At 62.0% G+C, this 12,265-nt stretch carries 13 protein-coding genes; 4 read left to right on the top strand and 9 right to left on the bottom strand.

What is annotated here, in order from left to right:
• The first annotated feature begins 26 nt into the window (after positions 1 to 26).
• Positions 27 to 551, top strand: a complete 525-nt coding sequence (locus tag NKH93_RS06130; RefSeq protein ID WP_023677348.1) for a GcrA family cell cycle regulator — start codon at positions 27 to 29, stop codon at positions 549 to 551.
• A 158-nt stretch (positions 552 to 709) separates the two neighbouring features.
• Here the strand turns inward: NKH93_RS06130 and NKH93_RS06135 are convergent, their stop codons facing one another.
• The 3 genes from NKH93_RS06135 to NKH93_RS06145 all read right to left on the bottom strand — a co-directional run bounded on the left by NKH93_RS06135 (position 710) and on the right by NKH93_RS06145 (position 3,939).
• Positions 710 to 1,717, bottom strand: coding sequence for a magnesium and cobalt transport protein CorA (locus tag NKH93_RS06135; protein WP_023677347.1), 1,008 nt, complete (start codon positions 1,715 to 1,717; stop codon positions 710 to 712).
• Between the two features lie 116 nt (positions 1,718 to 1,833).
• Positions 1,834 to 2,559, bottom strand: coding sequence for a phosphate signaling complex protein PhoU (gene phoU, locus NKH93_RS06140; RefSeq protein ID WP_023677346.1), 726 nt, complete (start codon positions 2,557 to 2,559; stop codon positions 1,834 to 1,836).
• Positions 2,560 to 2,676: 117 nt separating this feature from the next.
• Positions 2,677 to 3,939, bottom strand: coding sequence for a sensor histidine kinase (locus NKH93_RS06145; protein WP_352969622.1), 1,263 nt, complete (start codon positions 3,937 to 3,939; stop codon positions 2,677 to 2,679).
• A 197-nt stretch (positions 3,940 to 4,136) separates the two neighbouring features.
• On the opposite strand from NKH93_RS06145, the gene ppk2 reads away from it, so the two are divergent.
• Positions 4,137 to 5,039 carry a polyphosphate kinase 2 gene (gene ppk2 / locus NKH93_RS06150; RefSeq protein WP_352969624.1) on the top strand — a complete coding sequence of 301 codons (903 nt, stop codon included), beginning with the start codon at positions 4,137 to 4,139 and terminating at the stop codon, positions 5,037 to 5,039.
• Positions 5,040 to 5,063: 24 nt separating this feature from the next.
• On the opposite strand, the gene NKH93_RS06155 is transcribed toward ppk2, so the two are convergent.
• The 3 genes from NKH93_RS06155 to NKH93_RS06165 form a co-directional block, all read right to left on the bottom strand.
• Positions 5,064 to 5,813: an enoyl-CoA hydratase-related protein gene (locus NKH93_RS06155; RefSeq protein WP_023677343.1), complete on the bottom strand. Its 750-nt coding sequence runs from the start codon at positions 5,811 to 5,813 to the stop codon at positions 5,064 to 5,066.
• Between the two features lie 15 nt (positions 5,814 to 5,828).
• Complete coding sequence (locus NKH93_RS06160; RefSeq protein ID WP_352969626.1) at positions 5,829 to 6,467, bottom strand: acyl-homoserine-lactone synthase; 639 nt, start codon at positions 6,465 to 6,467, stop codon at positions 5,829 to 5,831.
• 97 nt (positions 6,468 to 6,564) lie between these two features.
• A complete protein-coding gene (locus NKH93_RS06165) occupies positions 6,565 to 7,296 on the bottom strand; it encodes a helix-turn-helix transcriptional regulator (protein WP_023677341.1) in 732 nt (243 codons plus the stop codon).
• 269 nt (positions 7,297 to 7,565) lie between these two features.
• Between NKH93_RS06165 and NKH93_RS06170 the strand changes: the two genes are divergently transcribed.
• Positions 7,566 to 8,417: an ABC transporter substrate-binding protein gene (locus NKH93_RS06170; RefSeq protein ID WP_023677340.1), complete on the top strand. Its 852-nt coding sequence runs from the start codon at positions 7,566 to 7,568 to the stop codon at positions 8,415 to 8,417.
• 14 nt (positions 8,418 to 8,431) lie between these two features.
• Here the strand turns inward: NKH93_RS06170 and NKH93_RS06175 are convergent, their stop codons facing one another.
• Positions 8,432 to 8,842, bottom strand: coding sequence for a tellurite resistance TerB family protein (locus tag NKH93_RS06175; protein ID WP_023677339.1), 411 nt, complete (start codon positions 8,840 to 8,842; stop codon positions 8,432 to 8,434).
• A 238-nt stretch (positions 8,843 to 9,080) separates the two neighbouring features.
• On the opposite strand from NKH93_RS06175, the gene NKH93_RS06180 reads away from it, so the two are divergent.
• A complete protein-coding gene (locus NKH93_RS06180; protein WP_352819277.1) occupies positions 9,081 to 10,736 on the top strand; it encodes a lysine--tRNA ligase in 1,656 nt (551 codons plus the stop codon).
• On the opposite strand, the gene NKH93_RS06185 is transcribed toward NKH93_RS06180, so the two are convergent.
• Both NKH93_RS06185 and NKH93_RS06190 read right to left on the bottom strand, forming a co-directional pair.
• Positions 10,699 to 11,538 carry a thermonuclease family protein gene (locus NKH93_RS06185; protein ID WP_352969628.1) on the bottom strand — a complete coding sequence of 280 codons (840 nt, stop codon included), beginning with the start codon at positions 11,536 to 11,538 and terminating at the stop codon, positions 10,699 to 10,701. The two genes, NKH93_RS06180 and NKH93_RS06185, sit on opposite strands and share 38 nt — an antisense overlap.
• An 11-nt stretch (positions 11,539 to 11,549) precedes the next feature.
• On the bottom strand, positions 11,550 to 12,194 hold the full coding sequence (locus tag NKH93_RS06190) for a S24 family peptidase (RefSeq protein ID WP_352501699.1): 645 nt from the start codon (positions 12,192 to 12,194) through the stop codon (positions 11,550 to 11,552).
• Between the last annotated feature and the right edge of the window lie 71 nt (positions 12,195 to 12,265).

Consider the following 12,265-nt stretch of genomic DNA (forward strand, 5'->3'; position numbering starts at 1 on the left):
GCACGTTTCAGCAGGAGCGCGGTCTCATGAACTGGACTGACGAGCGAGTCGAACTTCTCAGAAAATTGTGGTCGGAGGGCCTCAGCGCCAGCCAGATCGCCGCACAGCTTGGCGGGGTCAGCCGCAATGCGGTCATCGGCAAAGTGCACCGGCTGAAACTGTCCGGTCGCGGACGCACGACCGCCTCACCGGCACGCCAGAAGAAGACGGTGCAGGGATCGACGATCCAGAAATCGGTGTCCCGGGCAGCAAGCGCCACGCGCCATGCCACCACCTCGATGTCGATCGGTGCGACCGCGCTCAAGGCGCAGTTCGATGCCGAACCGGTGGCGCGCCACTATATCCGCCCGGTCGAGAACGTCGTCGTGCCGATCTCGCGGCATCTGCAACTTGTCGAACTCAACGAGCGCACTTGCAAATGGCCGAACGGCGATCCGCTTTCGGAAGACTTCCATTTCTGCGGCAACGACGCCGCCGAAACCGGCCCCTACTGCAAGTACCACGCCCGCGTGGCGTTCCAGCCGGCATCGGAGCGGCGGCGGAGCAGATAGTTAGGGGAATAGGGGAGTAAGGCAGTACGGCAGTAGGTGAATTGTAGAGAAGCGCGCTCCCGAAGCGATAGCCTACTGCCCTACTGCCCTACTGCCCTACTGCCCTACTGCCCTACTGCCCTACTGCCCTACTGCCCTACTGCCCTACTGCCCTCGCTTCAAAGCCACCCATTCTTGCGAAACCGCCAGTAAAGAAACGTGCAGATCAGGGCAATTGCCGCCAGGACGGCCGGGTAGCCATATTCCATCCTCAGTTCCGGCATGTCGCTGAAATTCATGCCGTAAATGCCGGCGAATGCCGTCGGCACGGCCAAGATTGCGGCCCATGAGGCAAGCTTCTTGGAGATCGCCGTCTCCTGGCTTTGACCGACCAGAAGGCTCGCCTCGAAGGCGAAGGCGAGAACCTCACGCAGGCTGTCGATCTTTTCCTGGACAGTGCGGATGTGGTCGGTGACGTCGCGAAACAGCGGGTGCATGGCTGTGTGGATTTGCGGCAGATCGGCGCTGGTGAGCCGCCGGCAGACCTCCACCAGCGGCAGGGCCGCATTACGCAGGCGCAAGAGATCGCGGCGCAGCATGTAAAGCCGTTCGATATCGGAGCCGGTCATCGGTTTCAGCAGAACCTTGTCCTCGATCGCCTCGACCTCGTTTTCGATCTGCTCAAGCACCGGCATATAGTTGTCGACGATGAAATCGAGAATGGCGTAGAGGACGAAATCCTCGCCCTTGGCAAGGGAATGCGGGCAGCTTTCCCAATGCTGGCGAACGGCGGCGTAGGAGGTCGACGGGCCATGCCTGACGCTGACGATGTAGCCCGCGCCGACGAACAGATGCGTCTCGCCGAAGGTGACGCGGCTGTCGATCAGCTGCGCCGTGCGGGCAACGATGAACAGGGCATCACCATATTGCTCGATCTTCGGTCGCTGGTGCGGATGCTCGGCGTCCTCGATCGCCAGCTCATGCAGATGGAATTGCGCCTGGACGCGCAGCAACAAATTGCGGTCGGGCTCCAGCAGTCCGATCCAGACCACGTGGCCCGGCTTCCCGGCCCATTCGCCGGCTTCCTCGATCGGAATGTCGGCGATGCGCCGCCCAGCCGTATAGACGCCGCAAGCGATTATACCCGACATCGGCGGCGCAGGAGCAAACTCGCGGACATATTCCATCGCAGCCTCCTGAAGGCGGGGCCTTCATCGCGGAACTGAGAAGTCGGCGCGTCGAAAGCTTAGCGCAATTTTCTGTCGGGTGGCGAATCCGAAATTCGCATCAGGGCTGAGAGAACTCACTTCGCTGGTTGGGTTGCGGGAAGAATAATCTTGTCCGTCTTATCGCCCTTCGGACGATCGGCCGGCATCTGGTCGCCGGTGACGATATAGTAGATCGTCTCGGCGATGTTGGTGGCGTGGTCGCCGATGCGCTCGATGTTCTTGGCGCAAAACAGGAGATGTGTGCAGGGCGTGATGTTGCGTGGGTCTTCCATCATGTAGGTCAGCAATTCGCGAAACAGAGAGGTGTACATGGCGTCGATCTGGTCGTCGCGGTCGCGCACGAAACCGATTTTCTCCACCGACCGCGACGCATAGACGTCGAGTACTTCCTTGAGCTGGGTCAGTGCCAGATTGGCCAAAGCCTCGAGGCCGCGGAACAGGCTGTTCGGCTGGCGCCCGTCTGCGACGGCAACCACCCGCTTGGCGACGTTCTTGCCGAGGTCGCCTACCCGTTCGAGGTCAGCCGAGATGCGGATCGCGCCGACGATCTCGCGCAGATCCGTCGCCATCGGCTGGCGTTTGGCGATGATGATGATCGCCTTGTCGTCGATCTCGCGCTGTCCCTCATCCAGAACTAGGTCGTCCCGAATGACTTTCTGGGCAAGCCCCGGATCCGCATTGACCAGCGCCGCGACCGCCTGCTCGACCATGCGCTCGGCATGCCCGCCCATCGCAGCGATGCGCTTCGACAGATATTTCAGCTCCTCGTCATAGGCGCTGACGATATGCACGGACTGCATGGACGAAATGCCTTCCCGGGATCTCGTGGTTGAGTCGTTCCCTCGAATCCCCGCTGATACGCTAGCCGGATGACAGAAAAAAGAAACGGCCCATTATGTGCTAGAGATAGTACTACGTTAGCGAGCCGGCAAATGGACCGTGAACGCCGCACCCTTGCCGATCTCCGACCTGATGGAGAGTCTGGCGTTGTGGCGGGTCAGGATATGCTTGACGATGGACAGGCCAAGGCCGGTGCCCTTCTGGGTTCGGCTGTTCTCGACGTCGACGCGGTAGAAACGCTCGGTGATGCGCGGGATGTGCTCTTCGGGGATGCCGGGGCCGAAATCCCTGATGGTGACGTCGATGCCCGGTTCGGGATCGCTGTCGCTGCGTATGATCGACACCACGACACGTCCGCCCGACTGACCATATTTGCAGGCGTTTTCCAGCAGATTTTCGAAGACCTGGAAAAGCTCGTCCCGATCGCCGGCCACGTCGAGCGGCCCTTCCGCGAAATCACGCTCGATGACGACGCCGTTTTCCTTTGCGAGCGGCCCAAGCGAATCGATGACGCTGTCGATGGCCTGGCGCAGGTCGACCTCGGTTCCCGGCTTGAGATAGGGCTTCATCTCCAGGCGCGACAGCGACAGAAGGTCGTCGATGAGGCGCGCCATGCGGCTGGTCTGGTTCTGCATGATCTGCAGGAACTGCTCGCGCGCCGCGGGGTCGTTGCGGGCCGGCCCGCGCAGCGTCTCGATGAAGCCGGCGATCGAGGCGAGAGGCGTGCGCAGCTCGTGGCTGGCATTGGCAATGAAGTCGGCACGCATTCTGTCGATCCGGCGCGCCTCACTCTGGTCCTTGAACACCAGCACGTAGAGATCCGTGGCATGGCCGACTGAAGACGCGCTCACCCGATAGGCTCGTTCGACCGGCAGCCTTTCTATGTAGTCGACGCTGTCCGAAGCGACGTTGCCCGCCAAGATGCTATCCAGCAAGGCCTGCATTTCCGGCGCGCGGAATTTCAGCGACAGCGACATGCCGGGGGCAATCCCACCGAAGGCGGCAAAGGCAGCGGCGTTGGCGTGGACGATGGCGGCGGAGCGATCGAAAATGATCAGCGGATCGGCAACCGCCGCCGCGAGATATTCGCCGGAAAGTTGTTGCACGCCCGACTCGATGGCCGCGGCATTTTCGGTCGATTGGCGGGCGATGCCGGCCGGCAGCATCGCAGCGGCAACCAGCACGGCGCCAGCCAGCAGCACCACATAGCCAGACATGCCGGCAAAACCATAGACCATCAGAACCGCAACGAGACCGGCCGCCAGCAGCCAGCGGCTGTTCCACAGCCGCATGGCGACGGTTTGCGCCCTGCCTCTCCGCTCTGTGCCGATGTCGGCCATTTGCGCTCCGTCTGCGGCCACTTCAAGAACTTCTTGCTGGACCGGCGCTAGAGCGCAGTGCGTCCAATTGGGCGCACAAAGGACGCTCTACCTCTTTATCTGCTGCATCGTTCTTTCCGAAAATCGATTCCGATTTTCGGGCCGATGCAGTAAGGCTCCCAATAGCACGAGTCCGGAAGCTGGAAAGGTTCGCCTCGATGAAAAACGCCAAGGAAAGCCCCGCCGCACCCTCATCGGGGCCGCTGAAGATCATGATCGACGGCAAGGAGAGGGCGTTCGACATCGAGGCCCCCGCGCTTCCCGACTGGGTCGAGGACCGCAAGCTCACTGCCGGCGGTTACCCTTACGACAAGAAGATGAAGAGCGAGGAGTATGACGAGAGGCTAGAGAAGCTGCAGATCGAGCTGGTCAAGGCGCAGGCGTGGCTGCAGTCGACGGGCAAGCGGGTAATGTCCCTGTTCGAGGGGCGCGACGCTGCCGGCAAGGGCGGCACGATCTTCGTTTTGCGCCAGTATCTGAACCCTCGCACGGCGCGCAACGTGGCGCTGACCAAGCCAACGCCCACCGAGCTTGGACAATGGTACTTCCAGCGCTACGTCGACCACTTGCCGACGTCGGGCGAATTCGTCACCTTCGACCGCTCCTGGTATAACCGCGCCGGCGTTGAACCGGTGATGGGATTCTGCACGCCCGAGCAGCACGAGCAATTTCTGGACGAGGTTCCGCATTTCGAGCGGATGATTCGCAACGAGGGCATACATTTCTTCAAATTCTGGCTGAACATCGGCCGGGAAACGCAGCTCGAGCGATTCCACGACCGCCGCTGGAGCCCGCTGAAGAGCTGGAAGTTTTCGCCAATCGACATCGCCGGCATCAGCAAATGGGACGAATACACCAAAGCGCGCGACCTGATGGTCGAGCGCACGCACAAGGAGTTCGCGCCCTGGATCATTGTGCGGGCGAACGACAAACGGCGCGCGCGGCTGGCCGTCATGCAGCGCATTCTCCTTTCGCTTCCCTATGACGGCCGCGACCTCGACGTCATCGGCAAGGAGGACAAGAAGATCATCGGCGAAGGGCCGACTTTCCTCGAAAAATAAGCTCACCTCATCGATATGCGGCTCTCATGCCGCCAGCCGGGCAATCCGCTGCAGTCGCTTCAGCGTGGTGTCGTCCTGCAGCGCCTGCTGGAAAAGCGAGATCTCCTGATCGATGCGGTCGCAGAGCGCGCCGGTGTCGCCCCTAAGCAGGTCGCGCGTCTGTAGCAGCGCCGCGACAGGCTTCTTGGCGAGTTGCCTGGCTCTTGCCAACGTGGCTTCCTCGACGCTGCCGTCCGTCACGATCTCGCCGACAAGGCCCAGTGCCCTGGCATCTTCGGCGGCGAGCGTGTCGCCCAGGCAGAAGAAGCGGAACGCCCCGGCATAGCCGAGCTTCTGCGGCGCCAGAATGCTGGTCGCCGCGTCCGGCACCAGGCCGAAATCGACGAACGGCACCCGAAACGTGCTCTTGCTCGAGGCGATCACCATGTCGCAGTGGAACAGGATGGTGCAACCGACGCCGACGGCGTCGCCGTCGACACAGGCAAGGACCGGTTTCGGAAACGTCGCCAGCGTGCGGAACATATCGGTGACGGCGGCGATCAGTCGCCGATGTTTGGTGGCGTCGAGAAATTCGGAGAAATCGGCACCGAGGCAGAAGCACCCGGCCAAGCCGCGCAGGACCACTACGCGGACGTCGTCGTCGACAGCGGCTTCGTGGAATGTCCTGGCCAGGCTTTCATAGGCCCGCCTGTCCAGCACCGGGCGGCCGTCACCCGACGATACCGTGACGATCAGCGTGTGATTGCGGAATTCTGCTTTTGAGTGAACGTTCATGGCCTCTCTCCAATCTCACGAGGCGCGTCTCTGTCCGAGCATGTCCGGGTACCCTCTGGCCAGCACCGGCGCAAAGTGGTTGCGGCGCGAACGCACCACGTCGAGCGTGTGCTCGTTGAAGGTGAGCAGTGTGGCAACCACCTGCTGGTTGCCATAGGTACGCTGGTAACCGAGCGGCGTTGCCAGGAAATGCAGCTGCAGCGCGCGAAGCACCCACATCGGCTCGAATTCGATGATCACCTGGTTGACGTTGCGCCTCAGACCCCACTCGACGAAGCCGGCGATCAGCTCGGTGCCGACCGTCGACACGCCGCGCCGACCGTCGCGGAATCCCGGCGCAACCGCATAGCGGGTCAGTTCATAGACATTCGGGCCCGACGGTGGGGTTCCCTCATAAAGGTCCGCCAGCACATCGGTTAGAAGATGGGCCCGGGTTGTCGGTAACATCCGCTGATAACCGGCGAGCTCGCCATTGCGGATGACGATCTGGTGCACTGCCTCGTCGTGGTCGAATTGATCGATCTCGAGGCCATCAGGGCGCTGCAGATCGGTCCATCCCATCTCTTCGACGAAAACTCTGTAACGCAAACGATGAACTGCCTCCCAGAGGTCGGGCCGTTCCATCAATTCCTGGGTTGTGAGGGAAAAAAGCATTTGCCGTCTCCTAGTTTCAATAGGAAGATACGGCCGTGCTTTCCCAAAAAAATTACGCGATCACGCAAGCAAGAATTTCTAGGCCGGCGCGGCCGACCTAGTTAATATAGCCGCGCCTTATCGCTTCCGCGACGGCCTGGACCCGGTTGACGGCACCGAGTTTGCTTTTGGCGTTAAGAAGGTGTTTCTCTGACGTGTGTTCCGAAATGCCGAGAATTTGTGAAATCTCCCATTCGGACTTGCCAACAGCAGCCCATTGCAGGCATTCGCGCTCACGCGGCGTTAATTCGACATGATCGATGGTTTTGCCCGCCATAGTGTGGAGCTGCATTGCGCGGCCAATCGCATAAGTCGAGACCAGCGACACCAACCCGAACTCGGCACTCGACAATTCGACAGCCTCGCCGCCTAGCGACACCATGACGATCTGGCCATCGAGCGTGATTAGCGGGAAGGCCAACCCGTCGCGCAGCTTGAATTCGCCGGCATCGCCCATCACCTCGCCGCCGCTCTTGCCGATGCGGATGCCCTGAGATGCTTCCCGCCACTGGAATGGCGCTTGAAGCTGCTTCATGTGGCTGACGACGGGGTCGTGATCGACGTAGTTGCGCGCGACGTAGCGCTCAAGCCATTCAGCCGGCCAGTCGCAGAGCAGCACATGGTCCTTTTGCTGGTTTCTCGGCGTGCCAGGTTGCGGAACCGTCCCGGCCATCAGCGCGGTCAGCCCGAACCCGCTTGTTACCCCCAGCAGCTTTTCGCAGACGGCGGCGGCTGTGCCGGCGTGCTGCAACTGATCTATCAACTCCAGCGTACGATCGAAATGACCCATCGCAACATCTACCCCATGTTGCCTTCCGCTCTTGACGCCAATGGCAGTGATCAACCCGCACCACGCCATCAACCCCGGACTGCAAAGCTGCCTCCCCTGTGCGTCCTACTGCTCCTCTTCAGCCGGTATCACGCAGTCACTTGCAAACTCACTAAACAATATCCCTAAATTGCAATGATGAAACCAAAAACCGTCGTACCTGTGTTTTTTTCGTACAAAAACCTGTTATTTCGTACGAAAGCCGGGGCAAGACCGGACGGAGTCGTCGCGTGGCGTTTCGGCGCATATCCATTTCATTGATCTCGATATTGATCGGAGCGCAATCGCTTGCGGTTGCTGCGCTCGCCGCGGAGCCGCAGGTGCCGGTGTTCTGGGACGCCAAGGAGCGGCTGCCAAAGCCGGACCTTTCAATGCTGCCGCGGCTGCGATTCCTGACCACCACGGATTTCCCGCCGTTCAATTTCCTCGATGGGGCAGGCCGGCTGTCGGGCTTCCATGTCGACCTGGCGCGCGCCATCTGCGCCGAGCTCGGCATTGCCGAAAAATGCCAGATCCAGGCGCTGCCCTGGGCCGAGCTCGAAGGTGCGCTCGGGAAAGGCGAGGGCGAAGCGATCATTGCCGGCATCGCCGCGACGCCGGAGTCGCGGTCGAAATACGCATTTTCACGCTCCTACCTGCAATTTCCGGCACGCTTCATCATGCTGAAGACACAGGCGCTGACCGAACCAATGTTCGACAAGCTGCGCAGCAAGCGTGTCGGCGTGATCGCCGGCTCCGCGCACGAGCGGATGCTGCGCGATTATTTCGGCGACGTCCAAATCGTCCCGTTCGCAAAGCCGGAGGAGCTTTATGGCGAGCTGAAAGCCGGCAAGATCGACGCCGCCTTCGGCGACGGCATGCGTTTCGCCTTCTGGCTCGGCGGTTCGGATGCAGCGGGCTGCTGCCGCTTTGCCGGCGGCCCCTATCTGGCGCCCGAATATCTCGGCTCAGGCATGGCAATCGCCACCAGGGCCGACGATCCGGCACTGGCCGCCGCTTTCGACTACGCGCTGCAGGAAATCTCGGTGAAAGGCACGTTCGCCGAGTTCTATCTGCGCTATTTTCCCGTCAGTTTTTTCTGAGCTTGGCCGCCGGCTCAGGTCAGCGTGCGAAGGCGGGCCTTGGCGGCTCGCGCAATGGCGGCGACCGTCAGCGCATCGAGGTCGAGTTCCCGGCGGACGAGCTGCAGGACGCGCACCTCCTCCAGGCGCATTTCGAGATCGACAGCTGCGACCTCGAAGGCGGCGGCATAGGCGGTGTCACGCAGGCGTTCGGGCAGCGCCTCGGCGACGCGCGCCAGGACGCCCTCCAGCCCATCCTTTTCATGCAGCATTTTCTGGCAGGCCTGGGCGACCTCGACCAGCCGCTCCTGGTTGAAATCCTCAAACACCGGCCAGGATCGAACGACGTCGCCGATCCGCGCCAGTTCGACGTCGGTCATGTCGCGGTCTGACGCCGAGGTGATGACCATCAGGTAGATCATGGCTTCGTGTGGCGACAATGGCATTTACAACTCCTTGAGATGGTCCCGAAGTTAGGAACGAGGGACCGGCGCCGCAAGGAAAAACAGCCGCGATCGTTGGCGCTCCGATCACGCCTTGGAAGTTGATCCATCCTGACTATCGGGACGGGGGCTTCTTGCCTGATCACGGTCCTGCCCGAAAACCGGGTTCCACTTTTCGGGATCATGGTCTAGAGCATGCGGCTGCCGGCATGGATGCTGGCAAAGTTGCAGGAATAGCATCATGGCCGAACAACAGCCGATCGATCTCAGCCCGGAAGTCCTCGCCGCCGCCGCCGAAAGCAAGGCGTGGCCATTCGAGGAAGCGAAAAAGATCGTCGCCCGCTACGCGAGCAGCGGCTACCCGGAAACGGTGCTGTTCGAGACCGGCTACGGCCCGTCCGGCCTGCCGCACATCGGCACGTTCGGCGAGGTGGCGCGCACATCTATGGTGCGCCACGCCTTCCGCGTACTGACTGAAGACAAGGTCAAGACGCGGCTGCTGTGCTTCTCCGACGACATGGACGGATTGCGCAAGGTGCCGGACAATGTGCCTAACAAGGACATGCTGCGCGCCTATCTCGGCAAGCCGCTGACCAGGATACCGGACCCGTTCTCCAATGAGTATCCGTCCTTCGGCGCCGCCAATAACGCACGGCTGCGCACTTTCCTCGACCGTTTCGGCTTCGATTACGAATTCGCTTCCTCGACCGACTATTATACTTCCGGCCGCTTCGACGCGACGCTGCTCAAGATGCTCGAGCGCTTCGATAAGGTGATGGCAATTATGCTGCCGTCGCTGCGCGAGGAGCGGGCGCTGAGCTATTCGCCCTTCCTGCCGATCCATCCCAAGACCGGCATCGTCATGCAAGTCGCGATCGACGAGCGCAAGCTCGACGCCGGCACCATCGTGTGGCGCGACCCGGACACCGGCGAGCGCTTCGAGACGCCGGTGACCGGCGGTCATGCCAAGCTGCAATGGAAGCCAGATTGGGCGATGCGCTGGGCAGCACTCGGCGTCGATTACGAGATGTCCGGCAAGGATCTGATCGATTCCGTCAAGCTCGCCGGGCAGATTTGCCGCGCGCTCGATGCTCCGGCACCCGAGGGCTTCAATTATGAGCTGTTCCTCGATGAGAACGGCCAGAAGATCTCGAAGTCGAAGGGCAATGGGCTGACCATCGACGAGTGGCTGACTTACGCGCCGACCGAGAGCCTTAGCCTTTATATGTTCCAGCGCCCGCGAACCGCGAAGAAGCTTTATTTCGACGTCATCCCGAAGGCGGTAGACGAATATTACACGTTCCTCTCTGCCTATCAGAGGCAGGACTGGAAGGAGCGGCTGGGCAATCCGGTCTGGCACATGCATGACGGCAATCCCCCGGCAGTCGACCTGCCGGTTCCGTTCTCGCTGCTGCTCAACCTGGTCAGCGCCTCGAATGCGCAGAACAGGGACGTGCTGTGGGGTTTCATTTCGCGCCACGCGCCGGGTGTGACGCCGACAACCCATCCCGAGCTCGACCGGCTGGCCGAATATGCCATCCGCTATTTCGACGATTTCGTGAAGCCGGCGAAAGTGTACCGTGCTGCCGACGCGGTCGAGCGCGAGGCGCTGACCAAGCTTTCGGAAGCGCTCGCCGCGCTGCCGGCTGATGCCGACAGCGAGGCAATCCAGAACGCTGCCCTCAATGTTGCGCGCAAGATCGAGCGCTACCAGGACCATTCCAAGCAGAGCCCGGAGGGCGGACCCGGTGTCTCCGTCGCCTTCTTCCAGATGATCTATCGGGTGCTGATAGGTCAGGAACGCGGACCGCGCTTCGGCTCCTTCGCCGCGCTCTACGGCATCGCCGAAACGCGCGAGCTCATTCAGCGGGCGCTGGCTGGTCAACTGGCGGCATGAGGACGCCGTCTTGCTCCTCCAGGATCGAGCTAGGCGCTACAGGCGCGGATCGCGACGCAGCAGCCGGGAGCGGCGGCAGGCCTGAAACGCTCGGCGCCGGCCCGAAGACGCCTTTTTTTGCTGCACGCGCCTTCTCGCCGGCTTCTGCGTAAGGGCCGCCCTTGGCGGCGCGCGCCCAGCCATTTTCGACCAGCCATTGGCCGATATCCTGATTGCCGATCCGGCACTCGGCGGCGATCAGATCACGACCGCCTTCGGGCGGCACGGCACAGACCACCGCACGACTGCGGAGAAAGGCGCGGAAGGCCGTTCGCGCCCGAATGCCGCAATTCCAGGACTCGCCGCCGTCGGTGCAAGTCTCCTCCTGCTTGACGATGTCGATACCGGAAACCGCAATCGAATAGCCCTTTGCTTCGATGACCCCGGCGGCCGACGCGACGGGCTGGAATAGTTTCGTGCCTTTCCAGTCGTCAGGCATTTTCGTTTTTGGCGGCTTGGGCGGTCCGGCCAATGCCAGATCGCTCAACGGGGCGCGCGGCTCTATCCGTTCAAGCTCGTTGGAACCGGGCTGCGGCGGCACCACGATGTCTGGATCGATTGCCCTCGAATGCGCCGCCTGCTTGGCTGGCACTGGTTTCGGGATGGCCGACGTAGCCGGCGCGGCGGGCTGAGTTTCGGCGCCGACCTGGATTTGCTCCCAGGGGCCGCCGCTTTCGCTCTGGACGGCGCGGCCGCCGGCGACAATTGCCGTGGCCATCGCCGGGATCGCCAGAACAGCCAAGGCAAGGTGAGGCAGACGCACCGGCCCCGCGCCTACTGGCTTGCCCAGACAATCCGCGCCACCCATTCGACATCGCGCATGGGGATGTCGCGGTCCGGGTGATCGGGATTGAGGGAGACCAGCGCGATCGACCTCGGTGTCTGGCGGTCGAGCACCTTGGCCATCACCTCGCCGGCATTGGTCTTGACGACGACGCGATCACCCTTTCGTATGGTAGCCCCCGGCTCGACGATCAGGACATCGCCATTGCGATAGAGCGGCAGCATGGAATCGCCCTGGACCTTCAAGGCATAGGAGGTCTCGGTTGCCCGTGCCGGAAGCTCGATCAGGTCCCATCCCTGCCCCGCTGGAAACCCGGCGTCGTCGAAGAAGCCACCGGCGCCCGCCTGGGCGAAGCCGAGCAGCGGCACCGACGATCTCTGCACGGATAGTGCGCCGGAATTACCCCGACCCTCGACCAGCCCCGCAAATTCGTCCAGCGAGGCGCCGGTCGCCTCAATGATCTTGGCCAGCGATTCGGTCGACGGCCAGCGCGGCCGTCCATCTGAGGACAGCCGCTTCGATTTGTTGAAGGCGGTCGAGTCGAGGCCTGCGCGCCTGGCCAGTCCGGAGGCCGAAAGCGAATAACGCTCGGCGAGAGCGTCGATGGCGGCCCAAACGCGGTCGTGCGAGAGCACCTTGCTCTCCTTCGAAACAGGAAAAAATACCTTCTCTGTTCTACCCCTTGGCCGCCATCTTGTCCACCGCC

It is taken from the genome of Mesorhizobium sp. M0954 (assembly GCF_040319155.1).
GTDB lineage: Bacteria > Pseudomonadota > Alphaproteobacteria > Rhizobiales > Rhizobiaceae > Mesorhizobium.

Excerpts from the sequence above, each read along its gene's own strand:
- NKH93_RS06135 (WP_023677347.1), bottom strand. The coding sequence starts at position 1,717 with ATGGAATATGTCCGCGAGTTTGCTCCTGCGCCGCCGATGTCGGGTATA.
- NKH93_RS06130 (WP_023677348.1), top strand. The coding sequence starts at position 27 with ATGAACTGGACTGACGAGCGAGTCGAACTTCTCAGAAAATTGTGGTCG.
- NKH93_RS06180 (WP_352819277.1), top strand. The coding sequence starts at position 9,081 with ATGGCCGAACAACAGCCGATCGATCTCAGCCCGGAAGTCCTCGCCGCC.
- NKH93_RS06175 (WP_023677339.1), bottom strand. The coding sequence starts at position 8,842 with ATGCCATTGTCGCCACACGAAGCCATGATCTACCTGATGGTCATCACC.
- NKH93_RS06165 (WP_023677341.1), bottom strand. The coding sequence starts at position 7,296 with ATGGGTCATTTCGATCGTACGCTGGAGTTGATAGATCAGTTGCAGCAC.
- NKH93_RS06145 (WP_352969622.1), bottom strand. The coding sequence starts at position 3,939 with ATGGCCGACATCGGCACAGAGCGGAGAGGCAGGGCGCAAACCGTCGCC.
- NKH93_RS06155 (WP_023677343.1), bottom strand. The coding sequence starts at position 5,813 with ATGAACGTTCACTCAAAAGCAGAATTCCGCAATCACACGCTGATCGTC.
- ppk2 (WP_352969624.1), top strand. The coding sequence starts at position 4,137 with ATGAAAAACGCCAAGGAAAGCCCCGCCGCACCCTCATCGGGGCCGCTG.
- NKH93_RS06160 (WP_352969626.1), bottom strand. The coding sequence starts at position 6,467 with ATGCTTTTTTCCCTCACAACCCAGGAATTGATGGAACGGCCCGACCTC.
- phoU (WP_023677346.1), bottom strand. The coding sequence starts at position 2,559 with ATGCAGTCCGTGCATATCGTCAGCGCCTATGACGAGGAGCTGAAATAT.